Genomic DNA, 25,259 nt, shown 5'->3' with positions numbered 1-25,259 from the left:
CAGGATCTTCAGTTTGGTGAGCGTTCTCTCATCCATCGGCCCCGCCCGCTGAAAAGATGAGAAACCGCTTAGACACGCGGGTAACTACCGCCGTACAGCCGCGATATCCTAGAGAGTGATCACGCGCCCAAAGCGCCCGGAAAGCGACCAAAATCATGTCTGAAGCACCCATTTCCACAATCGCTGCCATCGGCCAGCACGAAGGCCAGTCCGTCACCCTCAAGGGCTGGCTCTACAACATGCGCGAAAGCGGCAAGCTCGTCTTCCCCATCTTTCGCGACGGCACCGGCACCATCCAGGGCGTAGCCCACAAGTCCGGCGTGGCGCCAGAGGTCTTTGAAGCCCTCAAGAGCCTCAACCAGGAGTCCAGCGTCATCGTCACCGGCAAGGTCCGCGCCGATAAGCGCGCCCCCGGCGGCTACGAGCTCGACGTCGAAAACGTCCAGATCATCCAGCGCGTCCCCGAAGAAGACCCGTACCCGATTACCCCCAAGGAGCACGGTGTCGACTTCCTCATGGAGCGCCGCCACCTCTGGGTCCGCTCCTCGCGCCAGGCCGCCATCCTCCGCATCCGCGCCGAAATCATGCGCGCCGCCGCCGAGTACTTCGACACCAACGGCTTCATCCGCACCGACCCGCCCATCCTCACCCCGGCGGCCTGCGAAGGCACCTCAACTCTCTTCCCCGTCGATTACTTCGGTGATGAAGCATTTCTAACCCAGTCCGGCCAGCTCTATATCGAAGCCACCGCTCTCGCCCTCGGCAAGGTCTACAGCTTCGGCCCCACCTTCCGCGCCGAAAAATCCAAGACCCGCCGCCACCTGACCGAATTTTGGATGATCGAGCCGGAAGTCGCCTACTGCGACCTCGACGGCCTGCTCGAACTCGCCGAAGGTTTCATCACCCACATCGTGCAGTCCGTGCTCAAGAAGAACCGCGCCGACCTCGAAACCATCGGCCGCGACATCTCCAAGCTCGAAGTCATCCAGGGCCCATTCCCTCGACTGCGCTACGACGAAGCCGTCAAGATGCTCAACCAGGCCCACGCCGACGGTCAGCTCGACCATCCCTTCGAGTACGGCAACGACTTCGGCTCCCCCGACGAGACCTGGCTGACGAAACAATTTGACAAGCCCGTCATGGTCCACCGCTACCCTGCAGCTGTAAAAGCCTTCTACATGCAGCCCGACCCCGTGGACCCCACCTTCGCCCTCTGCGTCGACGTCCTCGCCCCCGAAGGCTACGGCGAAATCATCGGCGGCAGCCAGCGCGTGGACAGCTACGACCTGCTCAAGCAGCGCATCGAAGACCACAACCTGCCCCTCGAAGCCTTCCAGTGGTACCTCGACCTGCGCCGCTACGGCAGCGTTCCGCACAGCGGCTTTGGCATGGGCATCGAACGCGCCGTAGCCTGGATCTGCGGCCTCGACCACGTCCGCGAAACCATCCCCTTCGCCCGCACCCTCAACCGCATCTTCCCGTAACTAACTCGGTTGACGAAGCAGAGCTATCGACATACACTAACTTCAGTATCCCCCGGGCGCGAAGTCGCTCGTGAGAGCGGCTTCTGCATTGTAAAGTTGGTGACTTTGATCACGAACGTCTAGATAAATAAGTTAGTTAGTTATCCCATAAGATCCTATCTATAAAAGCTACCGTTTACTGGTGCGACCGAAAATAAAAGATAGGGCAGTTAGTGCTAGTGCAATGCTTCTCTCTACCATTTTTGACCAGTAATCGGCTGAGTCTGGACCTTGGCTCCGAGAAGCCATCAAACCAGCAAGAAACGCACCTAGTAGCCCCGCTATCACCACTATCGCGGCTACAACGATAGGAGAATTTTTCTCGCCACCTAGCCAGCGTCCCAGCCATCCCAATTCTGCGGAGTGTATCGCTTCTTTGTGCCGGTTGTTTTCAACTGTGATCCGGTGCTGGAGATCTGTTGCATCCGCGAGAGCAGCATTCAACTCCGGATCGGTAGAATCCGTTTTTTGAATAGCACTTTTTGCCTTATCGCGATCAGATGCCATACAGAAAAGACAAACGAGCTTGGATCGCAGGGACCGATACTGCAAAAAGACGTGACATTTCAGAGAGGGGCAGATCCTCGTAATATTGGTCCATCATGAAACGAGGCATAAGGAGGTTGGCTGCGAATGCGTCGGCTTCTCTCTCGCGAAAATCTCGATTTTCCTCTTTAGGATTGCGCAAGAGAATTTGGTATTCGGAAGACCTAGCCCATTCTTCGTGTAAGACCTTATGTCCTAGCTCATGAGCAATCGTAAAGGTTTGCCGAAGCGGAAACTCTTCCCGATTTACTACAATTGCATTATCTTCGCTGTCATAAAAGCCTGATATACGTTTACTTTCGTTCGGATCAAAGGTCGCGAAGCGGACTGGAACGTTCAAAATTTGTTCAGCAATATCAATTGGATTCACAGGCGGCACAACTATGCCAGAACGTTCCAGTAAATCCAAAGCCTTGGATTGAGCAAGCCGATAGTTCGGTTTTTGGGTTGCGATTATCATATTGCAAAATACCCTCGAACTTGATTTCGATGTATCCAAAAATCGCCGATAGGCGAAAATTTGGCGAATTTCTTAGTAGTACCATACACCCCTTTGGCCATGTTTTCCACAGTATATTGCGAAAATCGATGCTCGGGCCTACTTAACAGCAATCTTCAACAACAACACCCCATGCATAGGCAGGCTCGCCTCATAAGCCCCACCCTTGAACGCCACATCGGAGTGCGCCCAGACATCCCGGGCCTTAGGGTTCCCCTTCAGCTTCAAATCCGCAGCCTTCAACGAAACCTTAGCCTCCGACCCACCGCGATTGAACACCCCGACAGCCACCCCACCACCAGCCAAAGGACGCGTCCAGATATCGATATCCCCATTCTGCGACAGCCGCGTCCCCTGCTTGCCCAGCGAATCCTGGTCAATAGCGATAGCCTCCTTGTTCAACAGAATCGACTTCGTCTCCGGAGTCATCGCCGTCAAATCGTTCCCCGCCAGCAGCGGAGAAGCCAGAATCGCCCAAAGGCTCATATGCGTCCGGTACTCGTCCGCCGTCATGTGCCCGTTGCCAATCTCCAGCATGTCCGGATCGTTCCAGTGCCCCGGCGCCGCGTACTGCGCCCAGTCATTCTGCCCAAAGCCGTTCTTCTCCATGCTCTTCCACTCGTCGCTGATGTCGCCGGTTGTCCGCCACATGTTGCCGCCAACCGCAGGACCCCATTTGCCCACATCGCCCATCCCATATTCGCAAAGGCTGTAGACGATCTTCCGCCCACTCGCCTGCAACGCCGCGCCCATCTTCTGGTACATCGCTTGCAGATCGGCGTCCTTGTAGATCTTCGACGCGCTGCACCAGTCGTACTTCACAAAATCGATGCCCCAGCCAGCCCATGTCTTGGCGTCAATCTCCTCATGGCCATAGCTCCCCGGATACCCGCCGCAAGTGCGCGGCCCCGGCGACGAGTAGATGCCAAACTTCAGCCCCTTCGAATGCACATAGTCCGCCAGCGCCTTCATGTCAGGAAACTTGTGGTTCGGCTGTAACACGCCATTGGCGTCCCGCTCGCCTTCCCACGTGTCATCAATGTTCAGGTAGACATACCCCGCATCGCGCATCCCGCTCGAAACCATCACATCCGCCATCTGGCGAACGATCGCGTCCGTGATCTTGCCCTGGTACTTGTTCCAGCTGTTCCAGCCCATCGGCGGGGTCTTGGCCAGCCCGTTGTACGGCACCGGATGAATCGCAGGCGGAGCAATATACGCCGGCAGCTTGATCGCATCTGCAGGCGTAAACGGCTTGGCAACGCGCTCTTCAGGGCTCCAGAACTTGAAGTGCAGCTCACCATTCGCAGCATCGCCAACGAGGAACGCCTTCTCATCCTTTTCCCAGGGATTCGCCAGCTCAAAGTGGCTCCCGGTCACGGTCCCCTTTACATCAATCGAGAAACCAAGCCCCTCCAGCGTCCCACTCACGTTCCCCCCGCCGTCATCTTTGAGCGTGAGAATGAATGGATTCGCCTCGCCGTTATCCAGCTTCTCGGAATATGCCACCCACTTGCCGACAACAGTCTGAGCTCCAGCCTGCGCGGAAGACACCAGAAGACCAAGAGAAAGCGAAGCGGTGAAGACAGCCATCGAGGCAAATCGACGCAACGAGCGATGAGACATAGTTAGAGACCTTCCTTCAAGCCAAGTGTGCCGCGCACAAAATGTAATCCTTTACAACCACACCGCACAAGACCGAAACTCCGCCAAGACTTTCGTCTTTTCGCTCAAAACGAAAAAGCCGCCCCGAACAGGGACGGCTTTGAGTGGCGATATAGACAAGTTAGATCGACATAATGTCGACTTCCTTGCGCTTGGCAGCCTCTTCCATCTGCCGGATCTCGTCATTCAGCATCGCCTGCACTTCGTCCTGGGCGCGCTTTTCTTCGTCCAGTCCAAGCTCCTTGTCCTTCACCAGCTTCTTCAGCGTGTCGTTGCCGTCGCGGCGAATATTGCGCAGCGCCGTCTTGTGATCTTCCAGCTCCTTGTTCAGCTGCTTCACCACATCGCGCCGCCGCTCCTCGGTCATCGGAGGAATCGGCACCCGGATCAGCTTCCCGTCATTCTGCGGATTGAAACCATGCTCCGGCGAACGCAGCGCCTTCTCAATCTCCTTCAGTACGCTCGGGTCCCACGGCTGGATCACCAGCATCCCAGCCTCAGGAGTCGTCACCTGCGCCAGTTGCGGAATCGCCGTCGGCGTTCCGTAGTAGTCCACTCGCACCTGGTCCAGCAGCTGCACATTCGCCCGGCCAGTCCGCAGCGAAACCAGGTGTGTCTGAAAATCCGTAACCGCCTTGTCCATCCGTCGCTTGAGATCGCTGTGCAGCTCTTTCAGCACCGGAATCCCCGCCATATAGGAAACTGCCATGTGTCCATCCTCAATCTTGTCGTATCGCGTCGTACCAATCAAAACCCAACTGCCAGATTCTATTCTACAAACCCCGCCACCGTGGATGCTGCTTTCACCCAAGGATCGCGAACTCCTGAGCCACCGAATTACGGATCGCGGTACTGTCTCCGCTTCAACTCACGAACCGCCTGTCCGTGGCCCTGCTCAGCCGCCTGACGAATATAGTGCCGCGAAAGCGCGTAATCCTGCTCAACCCCGCGCCCAACAGCATACAAGTGACCAAGCTGAAACTGCGCCTCAGCATTCCCCTGCTCCGCTGCCTTCCGGTACCAAGCAGCAGCCTGCGCATAGCTCACCGGGACACCCTGCCCAAGGTAGTAAAGATCAGCCAGCTTCTGCTGCGCCTCAGCAAAGCCCTGCTCAGCCGCCAGCCGATACCAGTTCGCCGCCTCAACGTCGCTCTGGGCCACGCCCTCACCCTTGCGATACATCAGGCCCACGTTGTATTGCGCCCAGGGCAACTTGCTATGCGCAGCGCGCTGGCACCATGCAAACGCCTCAGTAAAATCCCCCGCCGCATAAGCACGAAAGCTCACATTAGCCTGCGCATAAGCATGGCCCTGCTCCGCAGCCTTCCGCTCCCAGTAAGCGGCCTCACCATCATCCCGAGCCACACCTTGGCCCGCGTCCAACATCGTACTCAGAAGGTATTGCGACTCAGCATGCCCCTGCTCGGCCGCCCGCCGGAAGCCAGCCGCAGCCCGGGTAAAATCACCAGCCTTATAATCAGCCGCAGCCTCATGGTAGTCAGGGTTCGAAGCCGCACTGGCCGCATCGCGCCGCCCACGGGCAATCGCACTGCTTCGCGTAGACCGCAGCGTCAACCCACCGGCGGGAACATGCTGCAACCCTGTCTTCTTATCGTCCATGAGCAAACATTTGGCGGTTCACAAACTCGAAGCGATACCGCGCATCGGCAATCTGTTCGCGAACTCTGGCAGCAAGCTCGGCAAGAAAATCCCGGTGCTCAAGAGCCGCCGTCTCAGCGTCCAAGTGCAGCTGCCCGATCTCGCTTTCCAGCAGCATCCGCCGCTCCGCATCGAGGATAACCATATCCCGCTCCGCATGCCGGATCTGACGCTGAATGCGGCCAATCTCGGCAGCAGTTTCCTCTCCTGCCACCAAGTCAGCAACCTCGCGCTGATCATCCAGCAGCCGCTGCAGCGTCTCCGAATCCCCACGCCGGTAAGCCTGATTCGCCCGCGCCATCAGCAGCGTGAAGTGCTTCCGCTCAGCCTCGTCCCTAGCAAAGTCCGGATGAATGCGCTTGGCCACATCGCGAAACAGCGTCTTCAAACTAGGCGGCGGCTCATACTCCTCCACCTCATCATCCTCGCCAAACGCAGCATCATGCGTCTCCCGCGCCCGCTGTCGAGCCTCCTCCGCCCGCTGCCGCGCAGCATCGGAATCATAGAGCGCGACCTCCCGCTCCGCAATCCGCGCCTCGATCTCATCCAGCTCGGCATACAGCACGCCAACCTGTCGAAAATATAAGTTCTCGAATGCCTTCAACTGCGCCCGGTATTGGGCAAGGTCGGCCTCGCGCTCAGCCAGAGCCGTGCGAACCGCAGCCAGCCGTTCCCGCCTCTCCAGAAGGCTCGCAGCATCGGGACTTTGCGCAAGAACGATCTCAGCCGGCATACGCGTCCCGCCTAAGCCAGCACCCGCAGCCCAGTCGAAGCAGCCTGCTCATGCGCATGGTAGCTCGACCGCACCAGCGGCCCACTCTCCACATGCCGGAAGCCAATCTTCAGCGCCTCGGTCTTCAGGTCCACAAACTCCTGCGGCGTGTACATCCGCGCCATCGGTAGGTGATCCTTCGAGGGCCGCAGATACTGCCCAATCGTCAGAATGTCGCAGTTCACCGCAGCCAGATCCCGGAAGACCTCCAGCAGTTCGCTGGTTTCCTCACCCAACCCCACCATCACACCAGTCTTGGTAATGCCAGCAGGATTCAGCTCCTTGGCATACTCCAGCAGCCGCAGCGTCCGCTCATACCGCGCCCCCGACCGCACCACGCGATACAGCCGCGGCACTGACTCGGTATTGTGGTTCAGCACCTCAGGCTTGGCGTCGACCACGATCTTGATCGGCTCTTCCTTGCCCTGAAAATCCGGAATCAGCACTTCCACCTGGCAGCCCGGCGCCTGCTTGCGAATCTCATCGATCACCATGGCAAAGGCCTTGGCCCCGCCGATAAGATCGTCATCCCGATTCACGCTGGTAATCACCGCATGCTGCAAGCCCAGCAGCGCCACAGCCTCAGCCACCCGGCGCGGCTCATCAAAATCAATCGCCTCCGGACGCCCCTTCGGCACCGCGCAGAACCCACACCGCCGCGTGCAAAGGTTGCCCAGCATCATGAACGTCGCCGTCTTATGCTGCCAGCACTCGCCGATATTGGGGCAATGCGCACTCTCGCAGACCGTATGCAGATTCAGCGAACGCGCCAGCGCCTTCAGGTTGTGGTAATTCTCCCCTACCGGGGCGCGTGCCTTCAGCCACTCCGGCTTGCGCTCAGGAGGCCGTCCAGCCGGCAGGATTTGAATAAGGTCCATCACTCCTCCATTGTACCGGGAGCGCCGAATTCCTGTTTCATATGCAGAATTACGCGCAAGCTGCGGGAGGCGGCACAAGACCGGTCCGGCTTACCGTAAAACCATGCACAGGACCATCGAACCCGCCATCCTCTACTTCGGCACACCGGTCGCACTGATCACCACCCTCAACCCCGACGGCTCCCCCAACATCGCTCCCATGTCCTCCGCCTGGTGGCTCGGCTGGACCTGCATGCTGGGCCTCGGCCAGATAAGCCAGACCTCCGCCAACCTCACCCGCACCCGCAAATGCGTCATCAATCTGCCATCACAGCATCAGGTCGCGCAAGTCGACCGCCTCGCCCTCACCACCGGCAAAGACCCCGTACCGGAGAAGAAGCAAGGCTGGGGCTATCGCTACGAGCCACACAAATTCGAGCATGCCGGGCTGACCCCCATCCCGTCAGAATCCGTAGCACCGCCGTGCATCCTGGAATGCCCAGTCCAGATGGAAGGCATCGTCCACGAAGTCCATCCCTTCGGCAACAACGTCAATGCCAACGCCTTCGAAATTCACATCACAAAGGTGCACGTGGAGGAAAATCTGCTCGCCGGCGACACAACAAAGCCGCACATCGATCCGGTCGCCTGGCAACCGCTCATCATGAGCTTCTGCCGCTTCTTCGGCCGCGGCCAGGAGGTTCACCCATCCCGCCTCGCCGAATCAAACTTCATGGCATCGATGCGCAGCCAGAGTCCAGCAAAGTGAGGCGGCCTTAGTGGCTCGCCTCAGGCGGTTTCGCAGGAACAGCAGGCGGAACCGGACTCGCAGGTGTGTTCTTCCCCGCAACGTAATGGTCATACCAAGCCAGCCAGCGCTCGTAGCGATCTTTGATGAAACTCGGCCGCGTGAATCCATGAAACTGCCCCGGATACACAATCAGCTCCGTCGGCACCTTCAGCGCCTTCAGCGCCTGGTACATCTGCTCCCCGCCAATAATGGGTACATTGAAGTCGTTGCTGCCGCCCATGTAAAGCGTAGGCGTGTGCATGCGCTTGTCCGCCTCCAGCAGCGGATAGCTCAGCTTCAAATACAGGTCCCGCGCCTTCCACGGCACTCCCAGCTCAAAGTCATACTGCAGCACATACTGGTCCGCCCCGTAGAACGACAACGGCGCCGCTGACCCCGCACCCGAGATCGCCGCCTTGAACCGGTTATCCGAAGCAGTCGTGTAGTCGGTCAGAATGCCGCCATAGCTCCACCCGCCAATTCCCAGCTTCGCCGGATCCGCCACGCCCATCTTCACCACCGCATCCACAGCACCCAGCAGGTCGACGACCTCCAGATGGCCCCAGTCGGCAAAGATTGCCTTGGCATAATCCTGCCCTCGCCCCGAGCTACCCCGGTAGTTCACATTGATCTCGGCATACCCATGCGCCGCAAACCACTGCCGCTCGAAGGCAAAGTTATGCCCATCCTGCCCGTTCGGTCCACCATGAATGAAAAGAATCGTCGGTACTTTCTCGCCAGCCTTGTACCCCAGCGGCTTGGTCAGCAGCCCATGCACTTCCGTTCCGTCCGAGCTCTTCGAAGTGAAATCCTCCGTTGGCACCAGCTCCAGCTCGGCCAGCAGCGCGTCGTTCACGCCGGTAATCCGCCGTAATCCCGTCCCCTCCAGCGCAAACAGTTCTCCCAGATGCGTATCGTCCTGGTGGCTCACCAGCACACGGCCCTTATCGCAGGCCAGCGAAGAAGTCGTCCCCTCCTCCGCCAGCAGCCGCTTCGCCCCGTCGCCGTTCAACTCAACCTCAGCCGGATACTCTGACCGGTCATCATTGACGAGGTACAGCAGCTTCCCATCCGGCAACCAGCAGGGCTGGCTCACACTGCGGTCCAGCGTCGCCGCCGGATAGCTCACCTTCCCGTCCAGCGTCACCACCGCAGGCCTCGCCTGGCTGTACGCGCCAAGTTCCGGCGTAGCTCCCTGCGTATACGCAATGCTCTTCGAATCCGGCGACCACGCCAGCTTGCCGCCATCCGGCCCATGCCAGCTCGTCAGCTTCTTAGCCGCCGATCCAGCCTTCGCCGCCACCACAAACACATCGCTGTTATCCGTCCGGTCCGGGTCCTCGTCATGGTTGCTCACAAACGCAATCCACTGCCCATCGGGAGACCACGTAGCGCCCCCTTCGTCGACATTCTTGTCCGTCGTCAGCTTGTCGAACTTCTTCGTCGCAATGTCATACAGATAAAGCTCATCCCGCTCATCGTTCCGCAGATACCCCTGAATATCCTGCTTGAAGTGATAGCGGTCGATCACGAAAGGCTTCGGCGGCGCGGGCGGCTTACCCTCCTCCGCATCCGGCTCAGATTTCGGCTGCAGGCTCAACAAGAGCTGCTTCGAATCCGGCGACCACGCATAGTCCTGAATGTCCTTGCCCGTGATCTCGGTAAACTGCTGCGCCTCGCCGCCCAGCCGGTTCAGCAGCCACACCTGCGTCCCCTTCGCCTTGCCCGGCCGCGACGACAGGAAAGAAATGTACTTCCCATCCGGGCTGAACTCCGCCCGCGAAGCGCCCTCCTTGCCAAACGTCACCTGCATCGTTCCGCTGCCGTCCCAGTGCTGCATCCAGAGGTCAGAGTGATTCTTGTCCTCCTTCACATCGGCCCGCGAAACCGAGTACAGCACCCACGCCCCATCCGGCGAAATCGCCTGTCCGCTCACTCGCGCAATCTTCGCCAGATCATCCAGCGAGATCGGCCTCTTAGCCGGGGCAGCAGCCTTGGCTTCATCGCGCGTAGCAGCATGAGCCGAAACAGCCAGGGTCGAGAGGAAGGAAGAAGCCAGAAGTGCCGGCAAGAGCACAGCTTTGGCCCAGCGAAGACGCGTCGCAGCAGATGTATTCATGGCCAGAGATTACCACTCGGCACACCGCTGCCGGGAGGCTCTTTTTACGATGAACTCTCCGGTCACTTGCACCGCTTCCAGGAAACGAAAAATCGCTCCGCGATATCATCTGACCATGGTCATCTGACTATGGTCAGATTGAGAGGGAGCATGCGCACCATCCCAGCCGGCGAATTCAAAGCCAAATGCCTCGCCATCATGGACGAAGTCCAGGCAGGCGGTAAGCCTGTGCTGATCACTAAGCGCGGCAAGCCCGTGGTACGCCTCATGCCGCTCGAGTCCGCACTGGAAAGAGAGTCTCGCCCAATCTTCGGCGCTTGGCGTGGCAGGCTACAAATCGTTGACGATATCGTCACCTCCCAACACTCCGACGAAGAGTGGGAAGGCATGTTGGATGAGAAGTTCGCCGACTTGTAAAGGTCTGACAAGATGATTCAGCTCGACACCCATGCTCTGATTTGGCTTGAGTCCGAGCACGAGAGACTTTCTCCCCGCGCTCGAACCACAATTGAAGCTGCCAAACTTGCGGGCGAGTCGATTGCCGTCGCTGCAATCACCCTCTGGGAGATAGCTGTCCTTGCCCACCGAGGAAAGATTCTCGCCGGAGAATCCATCGAGAGCTTCCTGGCTGACGTGGAACAGAATTACGAGGTCATTCCTATTTCAGCCTCCATTGCGTTCCTTGCCTCAGAACTCCCAGACCCATTCCCGAAAGACCCAATGGACCGCATCATCGCAGCCACTGCCCTCAACCGGAATTTCACACTCATCACGGCAGACCGGCGTATTCACGCGTCTAACGCCTGCAAGCTCCTCTGGTAACTCAGCCCACCGCTCCCGCTCTCTCTGTCAGCAAGGCTGCGATAATAGTGGAGTAGGAAAGGTGGTTTAGCGTGCGTTTTTTCTCGACCCGTCTGGCTTGGCTCTCGGCCGTAATGCTTCTGGCAGCAACTGTTGGCTGCAAGGCCCAGGATGCAGCAAAGGATTCCGTCATGAAAGACCCGGCCCTCGCCCGCAGCGTCGAAGTCATGGTGCGCTCCAAGTTCAGTATTCCCCCCGACTACACCGTTACGCTCGGTAGCCGCAAGCCTAGCAACATCCCCGGCTACGACACCCTCCAGGTCAGCATCGGCCGCGGCGCCCGTAGCACCTCGACCGAGTTCCTCCTCTCGACCGACAACAAGTCCCTCGCTCGCCTTGAGAAGTTCGACCTCGTCAACGATCCCGCCCGCAACATCCCCATCGACAACCGCCCCGTTCGCGGCAACCCGGCAGCCAAAGTCACCGTCATCAACTTCGATGATCTTGAATGTCCATACTGCGCCCGCATGCACCAGCAGCTCTTCCCCACAACCCTCGAGCGCTACAAAGACAAGGTTCGCTTCATTTATAAGGACGACCCGCTCACTGAGATCCACCCCTGGGCACTGCACGCCGCAGTTGACTCCAACTGCCTCGCTGACCAGAACTCCAGCGCCTACTGGGGTTACGTGGACTACCTCCACGCCCACGGTCAGGAAGTCACCGGCCCCGACCGCGACACCGCCAAGAGCTACGACACGCTCGATAAGATCGCCCGGGAGCAAGGCAAAATCTTCTCTCTCGACGCCCCGAAGCTCGATGCCTGCCTGAAGAAGCAGGATGAGGGCGCTGTCCGCGCGTCCATGCAGGAGGCCGAATCACTCGGTGTCGAAGGCACTCCATTCATGTTCATCGATGGCGAAAAGATCAACGGCGCCATCCCCGAGCCGCAGATCTGGGCAGTCATTGACCGCGCCTTGCGCGCGGCCGGTGTCGAGCCGCCTCCGCCGCCAGGCGACCCGGCCAAGCCGCTCGCCGTTCCCCCGCTGGGGCACTAGCCTGATCGGTTTGTCGAAATCAACCGAAATTGAGCAGGACCGTTTTCCCTCTGCATCCACGGGGTTTATCCTTAATGTTCAAGGTTGCGTCTAAGTAGCAGCCAGGAGATCACAGGTTGTCCCCAGCTCGTCGCTACTCCGCAATCCGAACGTTCCCCAGGTTGGTCTTGGGTTCAGCTCTGCTCGCCGTGACCATCACCGGCTGCAATCCGGCTCCTGGTCCCGATGTCCTTGCCACCGTGAACGGGAAGCAGATCATGCAGGCCGACGTCGATCGCCTCTACAAGCAGAGCCTCGGCGACAGCGCACAGGCGCCTTCCAAGGAAGAGGCTGCGATCCAGCGCCTCAACGTGCTGCATCAGCTCATCGAAGACGAAATTCTCCAGCAGCGCGCTGCCAAACTCAACCTGGTCGCCACCGACGAAGAGGTAGACGCCAAGATCACGGAAATGAAGGCGCTCTCCACGCAGGAAGAGTTTGCACGGCAGCTCAAGGAAAAGAATCTCTCCCTGGAAGACCTCCGGCGTGATCTCCGCCGCAGCCTGACTCGCAACAAGCTCATTAATAAAGAGATTGAGTCCAAGGTCAATATCACTGACGGCGAAATCAGCAGCTACTACGCGGCCCACAAAAGCGAGTTCAATCAGATCGAGCCGCAGTATCACCTCTACCACATCGTCGTTACCAATGAACCTTCCAAACAGGTCAGCAACCTCCAGAACAACAAGGCTGCCAATGACGCCGATGCGAAGAAGAAGATTCAGATGTTGCGCAACCGGCTCGACAGTGGCGAGGACTTTCCATCCGTAGCCGCCCGTTTCTCCGAAGACCCCACCACCAGTCCAAGCGGCGGAGACCTCGGGTTAATTTACGAGTCACAGCTCCGCACGGAACCTGAGGTTTTCAACGCCATTGAGAAGCTCAAGGCTGGGCAGTACACGGAGACGCTTCCCATCACACGAGGGGAAGGCCCAGGGCGCAAGGTTGTTGGCTATGCGATCTATCTGCTGTTCGAGAAGCGGCCGGCCGGTCAGCGCGAGATGAGCGACCCGCGCGTCCAGCAGGGCATCCGGCAACTGCTGCGGAACAACCACGCGCAGCTGCTGCAGAATGCGTACTCTGAAGTCCTCTATGACGAAGCCAAGGTCCACAACTACTATGCCGAGCAGATCCTGAAAGACGGCGCCCGCTAGCCCTGCGACCCTCAGAACAGTTAGGCAGTCCACTGGCAAACCGTTCAGGGGTTAGGCAAGTTGCGTTGCACTTCGTGCTACGCCGATTGCGCACCCTGCGACGCGGATTGCGCAACGTTGCATGGTGATTACGCATTGGCGGACACCGACTGCGCATGGTAGGTACGCGATTACACTTCTGCTAACCTTAAGTCGCCGCTCCAGCGCGCCGTTTTGTCCTTTGACTTCAGCTCCCAGCCAGCAACAACAAAGCCTCCCGACTGGGAGGCTTTGTTTGTTGCTTCAGGTCTTGCCGCGACTGCATTACTTCATGTTGCCGTTAGAGTCCATGACGATGCCGCCTGGGGTCTTGTCCTTCTTGGCTTCGTTGGCCTTGCGCGTACCCATGGCCTTGTCGAGCCATTCAGAACTCTTGGCCACATCTTCCTTGCGAGCAGGCTCGTTGCCGCAGTCGACGTCGGCTTTACGACGGTACATGAGGTTCAGGTAAGCCATGGCTTCGTCGTAGCTGGGACGATTCTCGATGGCCTGGTTCAGATACTTCAAGCCCTCTTCAACCAGCGGACCATTCTTGGCCTGGACGTCGGAGCAGAGACCCTTCACCAGTACTTTGGCATTGCCCGAACCATCATCCTGGGTACCGGCGGGCAGCATCTTGACGATGTTGTCATGCGCCAGGCGCCAGTCCACAACACCCACACTGTAGGCCGCTTCCGGATCCTTCGGATCGACAGCGAGAACCTTCTTCTGCCATTCCTTGGCCTTCTGGAACTCATTGATGTTGTAGTAAAGGCTCGCAACACCCTTCAAGCTGTTCAGATCATCCGGCTTTTCCTGAAGCACTTCCTGGAAGGTCGAGATCGCCTGATTCGCTGTCTTGACGTTATCCGGCGAGACGAGGCCGGCAATCACGTTCTGCGAAAGCGCCGTAGCCAGATACTGCTTAGCCGTGGCCAGCTTGGGATCGAGGTTGGTGGCGTTCTGGAAGTGAGTAATCGCCTGCTCAGGCTTACCCGCTTTGAATGCCGCGACTCCCTTGTTGAGCTCCATACGGGCTTTGAGCTGACTGCAGCCGGTGAGGGAAACCAGCAGAGCGGCAGAGAGAGCCGCAAGCACCGGCAGACGTGCGATTCGATTCATATTCGTATCCTTCTCCTTCGAGTCGTCGCCAGGATAATCGCGCCTGGTGTCTCCGCGCGGTTGGATGCGGCGGGAGAGACCCCATCCAGCTAAGAAAGCCTTGGTACTGAATGAGTCATGGTACTTGGTTTTCGCTCGTATGATGCAGCCAGAGCGTTCGAGAGAAACTGCGTAGGAGAAGCATAGCCCATGCCCCGGATGACCGGGGCACGAAATCTATTGTCCTGCCTGGATCTTCGGCGTCATCAGACCAACGTGATCCACACCGGCTGCGTGACCGATATCGATCACATCTGCAACCTGGGAGAAATTCACATCGTCATCGCCCTTGATGAACATGATTTTTTCCGCGCGGACTGCGTAAATCGACGTGAGGCGCGCCAGAAGATCGCCGTGAGCCACGTTATCTTCATTGATCTTGTACGCCGTCTGCGTACCAGCCTTCAGCACGGAAACCACGATCGTGTGCTGGTCATCCGATGGAGGCTGAGGAGTCTTCGGCGGCTGGGGAACCATTGCGTCGAGACCCTTCGGCGTTACCGGCACGATGACCATGAAAATGATCAGCAGCACCAGCAGTACGTCGATCAGGGGAGTTACGTTGATGTCGGAGGAAATGCCTCCAGGTCCGTTGCCACCCATTGCCATGTCGTCTACTCCTGAATTTGTTTGCTCGTGATGGTCAGGTAATCCGCAAGCTTTCGAGCAGGCTCAGCCTAACGCTGAGCCAAGCCGAATCTTATTCCCCAGGTGCGCTGGGTCCGGACTTCTTTTCGGTGAGAAGACCCACAGAGTCGATGCCCGCGGTGCGAACGTCGTCAATGGCGTTTTCTACGTCCAGGAAGCGAGCCCGAGCGTCGGCACGAACATAAATTTCCTTCTTCTTGGAGTCATCGCCCAGCTTCTCGCGAACGCGTGCACCAAGCTGGTCGCCCGCCACGGGATCCTGACCAAGATAAATCTTTCCGTCGCGGGTAACAGCGACGACAATCGCGTCTTCCTTGTCGGCATCCGGCATCGGCAAAGGATTGTCCGTCTTCGCCAGATCGACATTGACCTTGTTCTGGAGCATCGGGGTGATGACCATGAAAATGATCAGCAGTACCAGCATCACGTCGACCATCGGGGTCACGTTGATGTTGGAATTTACCTTTGCGCCTTCGTTACGTACTGAGATTGCCATGTATAAGCTCCGCGCCTGTAGATTCGCATGAATCCGTTGAGTAGACCATTCTGCGGATTGCCTTGTTGCAGATCAGCCGACCGATTCCTGCTCAGATGGAACGGTTGAGGAGCGTGTGCTCCCCAACCGTTCCATCTGAGATTCAGATCTCGCTCATCTGACTTGCATCCGGGGCAGTGACCGCCGGCGCTTTAGCGCTTGTGGCTCTGCTTGATGAAGTAGTCCACGAGCTCGCTCGAGGAGTTGTCCATCTCTACGTCAAAGGCCTCAACACGGCCACTGAAGTAGTTGAAGCACATAACGGCCGGGATAGCGACGATCAGACCGAACGCGGTCGTAACCAGAGCTTCCGAAATACCGCCTGCCACCGCGCCGATACCCGAAGACTTCGAGGTAGCGATCTGTTGGAAGGCGTTCAGGATGCCCATAACCGTGCCGAGCAGGCCGACGAATGGTGCCGTGGAGCCGATGGTGGCGAGAACGCCCAGGCCGCGCTTCAGCTTGGCGTGAACGATCGCTTCAGCCCGCTCAAGGGCGCGCTTGGAGCTCTCGATGTTCTCGTCGTTGACCACGCCCTGGGTGCTGCGGAATTCCTGCAGACCGGCAGTGACAACTTCGGCAAGATGCGACTTCTTGCTGCGATCGGCAATCTTGATGGCTTCTTCAAGCTTGCTGTCCTTCAGCGCGCCGGCAACCTTAGGAGCAAATTCGCGGGACTGGTTACGTGCTGCGCGGAAGTACAGGAAGCGGTCGATCATCACAGCCAAAGACCAGATGGACATGATGAAGAGGATGATCGCAATACCCTTGGCGAAATAGCCCATGTGGTTCCAGAGACCGATAAGGCTGAAATCTACCGGCTCGTCAGCGGCCTGAAACATGGCAAGGGACACGGGGTGCGAAGCGAAGTGTGCAAAGTGAGCGAGAATCACTGAATCGTTCCTCCTAAGGGGATGCGTTCTTTTTTTGAGCAGAAGACCTGCTGCCGAGGGGGAATGCGTCCGTTGTCGGTGCACATTCAAGCCATTGCGTAGGTGATTCTCTTAGACCCTCACCGGGCCCAAAGGAAATCACCCAAGATGTGCATCAACCACCCAAATTGAAAACAACGTTTACGGTCGTGTCAACCTCGACCGGATCACCATTCAGCAGGTAGGGCTTGTACTTCCAGTTCCTCACCGCTTCTACTGCCGCTTGCTGCAACATCGCGTTGCCGCTTACGACTCTCAGGTTTTCGATTGAACCTGTCTTGGAAATGGTTGCCTGTAGGACCACCGTGCCGGAGACGCGAGCCGCCTTGGCAATCGGAGGATAAATCGGCTGTACGCGCTGCACCAGTAGACCAGTGGCGACGCCCGAAGAGATGTTCACCTTCTTCGGCTTTTCAGGAGCAGCCTTGACCACCGGAGACGGCGCTGCGCCAAAGCCTCCCGGGACGCCGCCCGGAACGCCCGTGCCGCCAACTACACCCTGGCCCATATCCATGCTGGCAATCTGCTGCGGCTTTTCTTCTGGCGTAAGGTCAATCTTGTGCGGAATCTTGGTAGGTGCCTGCATCGGGTTAACGATGGTCACCTTCTGCACGACCTGTTGCACGTGTACCTCTGGTGGCGGCGGCGGTGGCGGCGGTGGCGGCGGCGGCGGCGCCACAAGCAGCGTGCTCATTGCTCCAGCGGGTAGAGCATCCGGCATCAGCAGCGGAATCAGGACCATGACGAACAGAACCGCAGAGCAAAGCGCAAAGGTGAAAAACATCCACCGACTTGTCTTGCTCTTGATCCGGCTGCTGGATTCGAATGTTGAATCTTCAAACATGCCACACCTCGAATTGCTGGCGTTGATTTCTCTTCACTTTAGACACCGGTGCTGGAAAATATGTTCCCGGAGTTTTAGAAGGCCCGAATTGGGCCTCCAGAAGTGTGATCCAACCTATATCAGAACAAGGCAACACCTGCAAAACATGTTGCAAATTCAGTGCATTTCGGGCGGGATTGTCAATGCAAACTCCCGCCCGTCGTGTAGCGTCGCGCGCTACGGCCCGCTTTTCCAACCCAAACTACGACTTGACCCGCTTAGCTGCTGGAAGCACCGCAGCCTTGCCCTTGCTGGCGCGCCAGTCCTGGTACGCGACCAGCATCGGAGCCGCCACAGCGATCGATGAGTACGTACCGATCAGGATGCCCACCACCAGCGCAAACGAGAAGCCATGCAGCACCTCGCCGCCGAAAATAAACAATGCCAAGACTGTAAGGAACGTCAGCCCGGAAGTCAGCACAGTTCTGCTCAGCGTCTGGTTAATGCTGCGATTGACCACCTCGGTCAATCCTTCGCGACGAGATAGACGCAGGTTCTCACGGATACGATCGAAGACCACAATCGTATCGTTCATCGAGTAGCCGACCAGCGTCAGAATAGCCGCGATCACCGTGAGGCTGATCTCCTGATTCGTCAAAGCGAAGAACCCAATCGTGATCAGAGTGTCATGGAAGACCGCTACGACCGCCGCCACGCCATAGATCAGCTCGAAGCGGAACCACAGGTACACCAGCATGCCAATCAGCGAGTAGAGCGTCGCCAGGCCTGCCTGCTTCTCCAGCTGCTTACCGACAGTCGGGCCTACAGCCTGCACGTTGCGCACCGTGAAAGCGCCAGCATAGCGGGCCTGCAGCGCATCCACAATCTGCTTGCGTCCGGCGTCCACTGTGATGTTGTCCGCCTGTTCAGGCAGGCTGATCAGCAGTTCACGGTTCTCCGGCTTGTCGTAGGTGACGATATGCGCGTCCTTGATGCCCGCAGCTTCCGTCGCCTTGCGAACGTCATTCACGTCCGGAGTGTTCGCAAACTGCACTTGCACCTGCGTACCACCGCGGAAGTCCACACCCAGCGGCACAATGCTGCCCGTATGCGCCAGATGCAGGCCCATCGAGATCAAACCGGCCACGCTGAAGATTAACGAAAAGCCAAGGAAATACCACTTCTTCCCCAGCCAATCCACATTTACATTGCGAAAGAGTTCCACAGTTCTTATACCTTCCCGGATTCCTTAAAAGCCGCGCTCGGCAAACAAATCCGCTAACTTGCTAACTCGCCAACCGGCTAACTGACTAAATCGAAAGCTTCTGTCCTGCAAGCTTATGATTCACATGCGAATCAAAGATCACCCGTGACACGAACACCGCAGTAAACAAGTTCGCGAGCAGACCAAAGGTCAGCGTAACTGCGAATCCCTTCACCGGCCCAGTACCGAAGAGGAACAGAATCGCCGCGGAAACAATCGTCGTTACGTGCGTATCAACAATCGTGACCCACGCGTGGGCAAAGCCCTGATCCACCGCCTGCGCCGGCCCCTTACCCGCACGAATCTCTTCCCGGATACGCTCAAAGATCAGCACGTTCGAGTCGACACCCATACCGATGGTGAGGATGACACCCGCTATGCCCGGCAGCGTCAGCGTCGCATGGCTGAAGCCCATGAATCCCAGCAGGATCACAAGGTTCAGGAACAGCGCCAGGTCAGCGTTGATGCCCGACCCGCGATAGTAGATCAGCATGAAGACCATCACAGCCAGCATGCCGGCCACAGCAGCCACAACGCCCTGTTTGATCGAGTCGGCACCCAGCGAAGGCCCAACTGTACGTACTTCCTTCTCAATCAGGCTCGCCGGCAACGCGCCCGTGCGCAGCGTGAACGAGAGCGCATCGATCTGCTCCTTGCTGAACTGCCCTTCAATCTGTCCCTGGTCGCGAATCGCGCCGTTGATCACAGCCACGTTCTTCACCCGGTCGCCCAGCACAATCGCCATGTAGCTGCCGATGTGCGTCGAAGTGTACGCATAGAAGCGCTCTCCGCCAGCATTGGTCAGCACAAAGTTCACGCCCTGCTTGCCTGAATCGTTGTTCGCGATCGCGCTTGCATCGCGGAAATCCTTACCGCCCACAATCGAAACCCGCTTCAGCAGATAGACATGATCCGAGCCATCCGAAGTCCGGTCCTGTACGTCGCCATGCAGTAGAACCTCGTCCGCAGGCACCGCTCCGCCCAGGCTCTGCAGCGCTTCCTGCTCAGTGGCATAGCCGCCGGCATTGCCCGCAACCTCATGCACTTCAAGCCGCGAAGTCGACTGAATGATCCCGCGCACGCGATCCGGATCATCCACACCCGGCAGCTCGACAAGAATCTCGTTCTCGCCCAGGCCATAAGGAGCAATCACCGGCTCGCTCACGCCAAGCGAGTTCACGCGATCCTGGATCGTGTCGATCGTCTGCGTAACCGTCTTCTTCTTCAGGTCCGCCAGCACCGTCGGCTTCATGGTCAGGGACCATGAGTTATCAGACCCGTGCGAAATGTCGTACTCGGTCCCAAACCGGTCCTCGAGCGCATTGCGAACATCGCTCGTCTTGGCCGGATCAGTACCCAGAATCTGGATCGTCTCCGGAGTCGCCGGGTTCGGCTTCAGCACAGAGCCAAAGGTGACCTTCGCCACCGGCAGATCCTGCTGAATACGCGCGACCGTGTTGTCGGTCTCCGCATTGACCGCGTCGTTGACCACCACCTGAAGAATCAGGTGAGCGCCGCCGCGAAGATCAAGGCCCAGGTGAATTCGCTCTGTGAGCGCAGCCAGAATGGCCGCTCCGGAAAGTCCCTTGGGAATGCCAAAGATGCCGTACAGGCAAACCAACAGGACGCCTACGATAACTGCAATCTTGCCCTTCAAGTTCTTCTTCATGGGTATATGGTCAGTACGCACCGGGCAGGCCAGAGGCCCGCGCCCGCAGCTACTTGCTTCCTTCTTCCTGGGTTGTTACCGAGGCAATCGAGCCCTTTACAACCTCAATCTTGATTCCATCCGGCGCCACGCGAAGAACCATCGAATCATCCTTCAAACTGATGATCGTGCCCCGTATGCCGCCCGTCGTCGTGATCCGGTCGCCCGTCTTCAACTCCGACAACATCTGCTGCCACTGCTTCTGCTTCTTCTGCTGCGGGCGGATCATCATCAGATACACCACGCCGATCATCAACACCGGCAACAGCAGCGAAAAACCAGAACCGCCCAGAAATCCGCCCGCCGGGCCTGCTACCACGAACATCGCAAATCCACTCAACACACAAGTCCTTCATCTGCCCAGGCGTTCTCGCCTGAACTTGCAGCACAATCAGCCCCGCAGGGCAGGCGCGCAACGTAAGTTTTTGTCTCCGGGAATGGCAGCCGGGAGTGGGCGCGAAAACTGCCTTCGCCGTCCCTGGCTTTCACAGCAAACCAGTCGCAGCGCGATCGAAATCTCCGCCACAACCTGCCCACCTTCTACTTCCTGTTCGACACCAATTTCGAAACCCAAAATCCCAAAAAACGCCCCGTTTCCGGTCCGCCAACACAATTCCTGCGACTTTCCCACACCCGGAGCATCGCAACCAGTCTAGCAAACCCCCGCGCCAAACAACCAAACACCCCAACGAATCCGCAATTTTGCCCCACTTTCCCAGCGGATCATCTCCGGCCCACACCCTGTTTTCTAATCCCTAATCCCTGTTCCCTATTCCCTGTTCCCTGTTCCCTCCAGTACCTCACCCCCGGATCAGCACAACTCAAACAGAGCCTCCGACCATCCCGCTCCACAAACCTCCCAAAGTTCACGCCCTCACCGCACTCGGCGCAACTGACCCGCTCCCCCTTGAACCCCGGCAACTCCCCCGGAGGCACATCCACCTCCACCCACTGCTCCCGGAAAAGCTCGTCATCCGTGAGGTCCCGGTATGCCTTCATCTGCTGCAAGCTCTTGTTTTCAATCTCCGGATACCGCTGCCGCGCCAGCTCCCGCGAGTTCTCCAGCGCCACAATTCGCAGCGCCTTCCCAGTCTCCAGATTCTTGAACGTAGCCGCCATCTTGCCCCAGTCGCGAAACTTCAGTGTCCGCTTCCCCAGCCGGCAGCCCGTTACCAGCCCGATCGCATCCGTAGCGCAGCGGTCAATCTCCACAAAACAAGCCAGCTTCTTCCGGTCCGCCCCGCGCGGCTCAGCGACTCCCAGCCGCGCACAAGCCAAAAGCGCCATCCGCACCCCAAGAATCTGCCCAGCGCACAGATGCCCATGCGCCACCTCAGCCCGCCCCAAAAGCTCCTCAAACGACTCCATCGTCCACCCTTCCGCCAAACCCAGCGCCTATTGCGGCACTCCAGCCCAGTCCACCAAATAAGCAGCGACCGCGGAAGTGACCCGGCCGGGCTGCTCTTCCTGCGTCCAGGTCACGTCCCAGGCAATCGTGCCGCCGGGCAGCGTGAGCGTCTTCTCCCGGTTCGCAGCCGCACTATAGACGGTCACCTGCCAGGCATTGTCTTCCAGCGAAAACAGCCCATTTTCAGCTTTCCCCGCGCGCATATCGGCAATGTGGGTGCCGGTATGGGCAATCGCCTCGCTCACCCCCTTGCCCTTCAACCGGTCCATATCCAGCGTGACAAAGTACTTCGCACCATCAGGAGAATTTCCGGCAGCCTTCTGTCCCTCATCCTTACGAACCTCGTTCGCCGTGCCAAAGCCAAGCATCACGCCATTGTCCTCGCCCGGCGCGCCATAGGCAGCGGCAGCCCGCTCAATCTCCGCTCCCACCGAACTTCCCGCCGGAAACACCTTAGCCGCCTCATGCGCCGCAGCTACCGGGTCGCCAGCCTTGCCGTCCGGATCAGCCTTCGGCAGCTTGTTTGCCTGCGAATAATCGATCTCCTTCGCCACCACATCCGCCACACCGGTAAGCACCAGCCGCGCCTTGTAGTGATTCAGATTGCCAAACCCACGCACCGCCGTCACCATCCCCTTTGCATCGTGCTCGATGCTCACCTGAGCCACGCCATCCAGCCGCCCAGTCAAAGTCGCCGTCACCGTCGACTTCACGCAACCCAGGCACCGGCCAGGTCCCTTGTAGGGAGCCGAAAGCAGCGAGTCGAACTGCTTAAAGTCCTTATCCTTGCTCTTATCCAGCGGCTGCAAAGCTTTGCGAGCCAACGTGCTCACCTGCCCAGGGCTGTTCTGCGCCAGCGCCAGTTCCACGACCGCCACCGGACCAGCCTTGGCCTTCGAGCCCTCCGGATAATCCAGCCAGATCGCATTCACCGACTGCTTGCAGCTCGCGTCCTTAATAGCAAACTCATCGAATCCGGCAATCACCGTGCCCTTGATGCGCACCATCTTCCCGTCAAACGTCTCCGGATGCGCCAGCACCTCGCACACCGTCGTATCCACCGCCTGCGCCCGTGCAACCGCCGACGCGCACGCCACTCCAACTGCCAGCACTGCAATCCATCGCTTCATCAGATCCCCCGAAACATAACTTAACTCACAGCGCCCAGACAAAGCGCGCCCCATCACTTCCGTCCGGAATCGGCCCAGGGCAATCCGCCCGAACCACCCCGGTTTTCGGATCGATCACCAGAAACCGGTTCGTCACTAGCGACATCAGCACCAGCTCGCCCGTGGGCGTCTCAATCCACTGAAAACTCTGCGCTCCGCCTGGCTTGCCAGATTGCAGGCTAACCCCAGCATCCTCGCCCACCGTAACAAACCCGCGCCCAACCCTCAGCGCGACTCGGCCCAGCCCCATATCCACAACCCTGAACCGCACCGGCGCACCCGCAACCAGCTTTCCGCCAGCCACACTCAGCCCCGCTGCAGCATGAAACCCAGTCAGCGTCACCGCCTTCCCATACGGAATCGGCCTCATCAGCCCATGCGGATGCGGCTGCGCAATATCCACGCTGTCGAAGTCGGCATACCCACCCTCAGCGTCTCCGGCTGCGTAGTTGAACAGCGCATACCGCACCCCCTGGAAAGTCCGCAGTTGAAACACCATCTGCACCGCATCCCCAATCGGCTGAAACCTCACCCCATCCACCGAATAGCTGAACCGCGCCCTCTCCGTAAGAAAGTCGCACTCCGCCCGCAGCCAAACCCGGCTCCCCGCTGATACGGCACGCACAGTCTTGTCCGACCTCTGATCGTAGAAAACAACCTCAAACCCATCCCCGCTCCTCTGAACCCCCAATGTCGCATACGGCAAGTTGAGCAGGCCCAGCCCGGCGACATCCCCCGCCTTCAAATGCGAAGCATCCAACACCACCGTCGGCGTCGACACCGGCCCAATCGCCCGCTGCGTCAGACTGTTCCGCGCCTGCCAGAACGACTTCGCCGGCAGCGCATGCAGCCGAAGAAACCCCGGCCGCTCCGAAAGCGACCACTTCCCATCCACCGGCACATGATTCCACTGCCAGACCGGCTTCAGCGCCGCCCCGGAAAAATCATCGCTCCGTTCATATGGCGCCGAAACCCGCTGCGGCTCCTTCGTCTTCGGCTTCACCCAAGTGCGCGGCGAACGAGTCAGATTCCCCGGCAACCCGAAGTACGGCCACCCATCCTTCCACGTCACCGGAGAAAGATTCAGCAGCCGCCCCACCGAGTTGAAGTCCATCATCGAAAAGCCCCACCACTCGCCCTCCGGCGTCAGCACAATCCCACCCTGGTGCATCGAGTCCATGTGGTCCGCAGCAGCAGTCGGCGGCGTGAACTTGAACGGAGGCCGAAAGTCGTTCAACCGCACACTTGCTGCCATGCCAAAATCCTCGTCCTTGCTGATCGCCCGGTTCACCTCGTACGGCCCATACACGCTGTCAGCCCGCGCTGCCGGCATGCGAAACCCACCCGCATAGTTCGCGCTCAGAATGTAGTACTTCCCGTCGATCTTGTAGAAATGCGCGCCCTCGCCCATGCCCGCATCTTTCGTGAAAATCTCCTTCTCCGTCCCCTCGACAATGTCCGTCAGCTCACCATTCAGCTGAGCCACGTGCATCGTCTGGTGCCCCCAAACCACGTAAACCTTCCCATCGTCATCGAACAGCACCGAAAGATCGTGAAAGCTCCGCTTCATCGGCGTCCGCGTCCAAGGCCCCTTCAGATCGGTCGCCGTAAACAGCTGCGTCGTCTGCCCATTCACATTCGAGAAGATGTAAAACCTCCCGTCATGAAAACGAAAACTAGGCGCCCAGATCCCCTGCCCATAGATCGACTTCCCATCCTCCAGCCGGTAGGCCGGACCCAGATCGAGCTTGTCCAGCGCATAGGCCACAAACTCCCAGTTCACCAGATCCTTCGACCGAAGAATGGGCAGCCCCGGCATCGCATGCATGGTCGTCCCGGTCAGATAAAACCACTCCCCCACCCGAGTCATGTCCGGATCGGAAAACTCGTCATAGAACAGCGGATTGGTAAACGTCCCATTGCCGTTATCCGGCGTCCAGGTTTGGACGGATAGGGTCTCTGTATGCAGACCGGCATTCTTCCCGCCCTGCGCAGCCGCGGAACAAGCAATCATCAAAGCAGCGAGACCACAACCGGCAAGGCCCAATCGGCAGGACAGCATAATCTCTCCATGCAGCGCGTGGAAGAGCGCCACAAAGGCCCATCATACC

Annotated in this window: 25 protein-coding genes; 6 read left to right on the top strand and 19 right to left on the bottom strand. The window is 58.6% G+C overall.

Annotation, left to right across the window (positions count from 1 at the left end; all coding sequences use genetic code 11):
- Positions 1-155 precede the first annotated feature (155 nt).
- Positions 156-1,484, top strand: coding sequence for an asparagine--tRNA ligase (asnS, locus tag AC5S27_RS24570; RefSeq protein ID WP_493937200.1), 1,329 nt, complete (start codon positions 156-158; stop codon positions 1,482-1,484).
- A gap of 168 nt (positions 1,485-1,652) precedes the next feature.
- Here asnS and AC5S27_RS24565 read toward each other — a convergent pair whose 3' ends face one another.
- The 7 genes from AC5S27_RS24565 to lipA all read right to left on the bottom strand — a co-directional run bounded on the left by AC5S27_RS24565 (position 1,653) and on the right by lipA (position 7,542).
- Positions 1,653-2,030: a hypothetical protein gene (locus tag AC5S27_RS24565; protein ID WP_493937199.1), complete on the bottom strand. Its 378-nt coding sequence runs from the start codon at positions 2,028-2,030 to the stop codon at positions 1,653-1,655.
- On the bottom strand, positions 2,020-2,529 hold the full coding sequence (locus AC5S27_RS24560; protein ID WP_493937198.1) for an ImmA/IrrE family metallo-endopeptidase: 510 nt from the start codon (positions 2,527-2,529) through the stop codon (positions 2,020-2,022). The genes AC5S27_RS24565 and AC5S27_RS24560 overlap by 11 nt, the downstream gene beginning before the upstream one ends.
- A 138-nt stretch (positions 2,530-2,667) precedes the next feature.
- Entirely contained in the window at positions 2,668-4,194 is a 1,527-nt protein-coding gene (locus AC5S27_RS24555) for a glycoside hydrolase family 27 protein (RefSeq protein WP_493937197.1), read from the bottom strand.
- A 160-nt stretch (positions 4,195-4,354) separates the two neighbouring features.
- On the bottom strand, positions 4,355-4,942 hold the full coding sequence (gene frr, locus AC5S27_RS24550; protein ID WP_493937196.1) for a ribosome recycling factor: 588 nt from the start codon (positions 4,940-4,942) through the stop codon (positions 4,355-4,357).
- Between the two features lie 128 nt (positions 4,943-5,070).
- A complete protein-coding gene (locus tag AC5S27_RS24545) occupies positions 5,071-5,853 on the bottom strand; it encodes a tetratricopeptide repeat protein (RefSeq protein WP_493937195.1) in 783 nt (260 codons plus the stop codon).
- Positions 5,843-6,625, bottom strand: coding sequence for a hypothetical protein (locus AC5S27_RS24540; RefSeq protein WP_493937194.1), 783 nt, complete (start codon positions 6,623-6,625; stop codon positions 5,843-5,845). The genes AC5S27_RS24545 and AC5S27_RS24540 overlap by 11 nt, the downstream gene beginning before the upstream one ends.
- A gap of 11 nt (positions 6,626-6,636) precedes the next feature.
- Positions 6,637-7,542 carry a lipoyl synthase gene (gene lipA / locus AC5S27_RS24535; RefSeq protein ID WP_493937193.1) on the bottom strand — a complete coding sequence of 302 codons (906 nt, stop codon included), beginning with the start codon at positions 7,540-7,542 and terminating at the stop codon, positions 6,637-6,639.
- Between the two features lie 103 nt (positions 7,543-7,645).
- Between lipA and AC5S27_RS24530 the strand changes: the two genes are divergently transcribed.
- A complete protein-coding gene (locus AC5S27_RS24530; RefSeq protein WP_493937192.1) occupies positions 7,646-8,290 on the top strand; it encodes a flavin reductase family protein in 645 nt (214 codons plus the stop codon).
- A gap of 7 nt (positions 8,291-8,297) precedes the next feature.
- Here the strand turns inward: AC5S27_RS24530 and AC5S27_RS24525 are convergent, their stop codons facing one another.
- Complete coding sequence (locus AC5S27_RS24525; protein ID WP_493937191.1) at positions 8,298-10,430, bottom strand: S9 family peptidase; 2,133 nt, start codon at positions 10,428-10,430, stop codon at positions 8,298-8,300.
- Between the two features lie 150 nt (positions 10,431-10,580).
- Here AC5S27_RS24525 and AC5S27_RS24520 point away from each other — a divergent pair, with 150 nt between their 5' ends.
- From AC5S27_RS24520 to AC5S27_RS24505, 4 genes are all read left to right on the top strand, one after another.
- Positions 10,581-10,847 carry a type II toxin-antitoxin system Phd/YefM family antitoxin gene (locus tag AC5S27_RS24520; RefSeq protein ID WP_493937190.1) on the top strand — a complete coding sequence of 89 codons (267 nt, stop codon included), beginning with the start codon at positions 10,581-10,583 and terminating at the stop codon, positions 10,845-10,847.
- A 12-nt stretch (positions 10,848-10,859) separates the two neighbouring features.
- Positions 10,860-11,252: a type II toxin-antitoxin system VapC family toxin gene (locus AC5S27_RS24515; RefSeq protein WP_493937189.1), complete on the top strand. Its 393-nt coding sequence runs from the start codon at positions 10,860-10,862 to the stop codon at positions 11,250-11,252.
- A 170-nt stretch (positions 11,253-11,422) separates the two neighbouring features.
- Positions 11,423-12,289 carry a DsbA family protein gene (locus AC5S27_RS24510; RefSeq protein ID WP_493937188.1) on the top strand — a complete coding sequence of 289 codons (867 nt, stop codon included), beginning with the start codon at positions 11,423-11,425 and terminating at the stop codon, positions 12,287-12,289.
- Positions 12,290-12,405: 116 nt separating this feature from the next.
- Positions 12,406-13,482: a SurA N-terminal domain-containing protein gene (locus AC5S27_RS24505; RefSeq protein ID WP_493937187.1), complete on the top strand. Its 1,077-nt coding sequence runs from the start codon at positions 12,406-12,408 to the stop codon at positions 13,480-13,482.
- 303 nt (positions 13,483-13,785) lie between these two features.
- Here the strand turns inward: AC5S27_RS24505 and AC5S27_RS24500 are convergent, their stop codons facing one another.
- The 11 genes from AC5S27_RS24500 to AC5S27_RS24450 form a co-directional block, all read right to left on the bottom strand.
- Positions 13,786-14,622, bottom strand: coding sequence for a tetratricopeptide repeat protein (locus AC5S27_RS24500; protein ID WP_493937186.1), 837 nt, complete (start codon positions 14,620-14,622; stop codon positions 13,786-13,788).
- A gap of 216 nt (positions 14,623-14,838) precedes the next feature.
- A complete protein-coding gene (locus AC5S27_RS24495; protein ID WP_493937185.1) occupies positions 14,839-15,270 on the bottom strand; it encodes an ExbD/TolR family protein in 432 nt (143 codons plus the stop codon).
- Between the two features lie 91 nt (positions 15,271-15,361).
- Positions 15,362-15,805, bottom strand: coding sequence for an ExbD/TolR family protein (locus AC5S27_RS24490; protein WP_493937184.1), 444 nt, complete (start codon positions 15,803-15,805; stop codon positions 15,362-15,364).
- A 191-nt stretch (positions 15,806-15,996) separates the two neighbouring features.
- Positions 15,997-16,737, bottom strand: a complete 741-nt coding sequence (locus tag AC5S27_RS24485) for a MotA/TolQ/ExbB proton channel family protein (protein WP_493937183.1) — start codon at positions 16,735-16,737, stop codon at positions 15,997-15,999.
- Positions 16,738-16,891: 154 nt separating this feature from the next.
- Positions 16,892-17,620, bottom strand: a complete 729-nt coding sequence (locus tag AC5S27_RS24480) for an energy transducer TonB (protein WP_493937182.1) — start codon at positions 17,618-17,620, stop codon at positions 16,892-16,894.
- A gap of 241 nt (positions 17,621-17,861) precedes the next feature.
- Positions 17,862-18,824 carry a protein translocase subunit SecF gene (secF, locus tag AC5S27_RS24475; RefSeq protein ID WP_493937181.1) on the bottom strand — a complete coding sequence of 321 codons (963 nt, stop codon included), beginning with the start codon at positions 18,822-18,824 and terminating at the stop codon, positions 17,862-17,864.
- Between the two features lie 85 nt (positions 18,825-18,909).
- Positions 18,910-20,532 carry a protein translocase subunit SecD gene (gene secD, locus AC5S27_RS24470; protein ID WP_493937180.1) on the bottom strand — a complete coding sequence of 541 codons (1,623 nt, stop codon included), beginning with the start codon at positions 20,530-20,532 and terminating at the stop codon, positions 18,910-18,912.
- A gap of 49 nt (positions 20,533-20,581) precedes the next feature.
- A complete protein-coding gene (gene yajC, locus AC5S27_RS24465; RefSeq protein WP_493937179.1) occupies positions 20,582-20,896 on the bottom strand; it encodes a preprotein translocase subunit YajC in 315 nt (104 codons plus the stop codon).
- 398 nt (positions 20,897-21,294) lie between these two features.
- The gene (locus AC5S27_RS24460; RefSeq protein WP_493937178.1) at positions 21,295-21,939 is read right to left on the bottom strand and encodes an FmdE family protein; all 645 of its coding nucleotides are present in this window, start codon (positions 21,937-21,939) and stop codon (positions 21,295-21,297) included.
- Positions 21,940-21,966: 27 nt separating this feature from the next.
- Entirely contained in the window at positions 21,967-23,109 is a 1,143-nt protein-coding gene (locus AC5S27_RS24455; protein WP_493937177.1) for a hypothetical protein, read from the bottom strand.
- Between the two features lie 25 nt (positions 23,110-23,134).
- Positions 23,135-25,210, bottom strand: a complete 2,076-nt coding sequence (locus tag AC5S27_RS24450; RefSeq protein WP_493937176.1) for a family 43 glycosylhydrolase — start codon at positions 25,208-25,210, stop codon at positions 23,135-23,137.
- Positions 25,211-25,259 lie beyond the last annotated feature (49 nt).

Source organism: Acidicapsa borealis (assembly GCF_059115245.1).
This window is presented reverse-complemented; position numbering and strand designations above follow the sequence as displayed.